This is a genomic window from Acetatifactor sp. (assembly GCF_982438285.1).
Map to the genome: position 1 here is coordinate 1 of NZ_CEWDFQ010000439.1, position 2092 is coordinate 2092.

General features: G+C 48.6%; 2 protein-coding genes. Both read left to right on the top strand.

Annotated features, from left to right (window positions below; translation table 11 throughout):
• Positions 1-1186: glycoside hydrolase family 31 protein (locus tag AC1WIP_RS14975; RefSeq protein ID WP_481142582.1), on the top strand; the 1186-nt coding region annotated here is incomplete at its 5' end.
• Between the two features lie 34 nt (positions 1187-1220).
• The coding region (locus tag AC1WIP_RS14980) for a hypothetical protein (RefSeq protein ID WP_481142583.1) at positions 1221-2092 on the top strand (872 nt) is incomplete at its 3' end.

Genomic DNA, 2092 nt, shown 5'->3' on the forward strand with positions numbered 1-2092 from the left:
GGACTGGGGCGGTGCGGTGAAAAGAGAGCCCTGGGAGCGTTTCCAGCTGGTTGGAGGCGAGCACAAGAAATACCTGGATCCTGCTGTGGCCAACGCTTTTGCCCTGGAGCATGCAAAGGGAATTTATGAGAACCAGAGAAAGGATCGGGAGGATATGCGTGTACTGAATTTGACACGTTCCGGTTATGCATCTGGTCAGAAGTATGCAGCTATGCTGTGGTCTGGAGATACCTGCGCGGACTGGAAGAATCTGAAGATCCAGATCGTAGAAGGTTTGAATATGGGACTGAGCGGTTATCCCTATTGGACCTTGGATATCGGAGCCTTTTTCACAGTTGCAGATAAGTGGCAGAACCGTGGATGCGGATGCAACACGGATCCGGAGCCCAAGTGGTTCTGGCAGGGAAAATATAATGAGGGTGTGAAAGATAAGGGATATTGTGAGCTTTATACACGCTGGCTTCAGATGGGAACATTTCTTCCTATGTTCCGGTCTCATGGTACAGATACGCCGAGAGAAATCTGGAATTTCGGGGAAAAGGGCACTATGTTCTATGATGCTATCGAGAAATTTATCAAGCTGAGATATCATTTTATGCCTTATATTTATTCGCTGGCAGGGGCGGTACATTTTGAGGATTATACCATTATGCGAAGCCTGTTGTTTGATTTCCCGGAGGACAGGGAGGCGCGAAAGGTGGAGAATGAGTTTATGTTTGGACCATCCCTGCTGATCTGTGCAGTTACGGAGCCTATGTATTATGGTCCGGAAAGTACCGTGCTTAACAGGGAAAAGACATGGGAGTGTTATCTGCCGGCTGGTACGATCTGGTACGATTACTGGACAAATGAGAAATATGAGGGCGGCCAGTATGTGAAGGTGGAGACACCTATTGACCGGATCCCGATTTTCGTGAAGGCGGGTGCGATCATTCCGGTGGCTGATGGGCTGGTTTATGCAGAGCAGGAGCCAGAGAAGCCGGTACAGATTATCGTTTATCCTGGGGCAGACGGAGAGTTTGTGCTGTATGAGGATGAAGGAAACAACTATAACTTTGAGAATGGGGCGTATGCGACGACCAGATTTCAGTGGAAAGATGCGGAAGGACAGCTGCTGAACAGGCGCAGAGAGGGCAGCTTCCCGGGAATGAGGGAAGCGGTTTATGAGACGGTGATTATAAAATAGGATACGAAGCGAAAGTGGAGAGAAGGAAAGATATATGGTTGTAGAGAGAAATAAGGCTGTATTTACTGAGGCTCCGACGGCTGTACCAGACGGAAATGTGGATGTTTCCGGGGGAGGACGATGGAAGATCTGGCAGAATGCGGGGACGAAGATTGATGCGCCGATTTTGGGAAATGGAGATTTGCTGGCGGCAGTGGCTGGGGATGGGAGGTATCCACAGTTCTGGTTTACTACCAATGACTTCTGGCAAATGGAAAGTGCGGCGAACTGGGAATTCTTTCATGATAACAGTTCTGCCAAATGTGATCCGGCGGTAAGCGGCGGAAGCCCCAGACCGGTAGGGCGTATGGTGTTTGATATTCCTGCTATGGAAGGTGCCCGGTGGTATACGGAGCAGGAGTTTGCCATGGGAGAAACGATAACAATATTGACAAATTCCGCCGGAGAGAAATGTTCTCTGAGAAGCTGGGTGGCTGCGGATGAGAACATTCTTGTGGTAGAGTTTGAGAGTGAGACAGATCTGGATGTGGAATTTGATTTTTATTTTCCGGACGAAACGGGAAAAGGCTGCGAAAAAGCTGTGGATGTCTGGGGAAGCGGCGAGTCGGAGAATGTCCAGAACGGAATGTTCGTAGGACTGGTGACGGGACGTCCGCTGCAGGTAAAGAAAACCGGCGGTGGGATTGTAAGTGGATACCGGCAGTTTTCAGATCATGTGGATATTCCAACTAAGGTTGGTTTTGCTGGGGGCTTTCTGAAGGAAACGAAAGTAATTGGCGGCGTTGAAAGTTTGGGTTCTTTAAAGAAAGAATCTATTATATCCACTGAGGAAAGTGGGAATAAATCAAATAAAGCGGTATTTACAGAACCTTCGGCGGGAAACGGTATTTTAAAGAATGTTGAGGC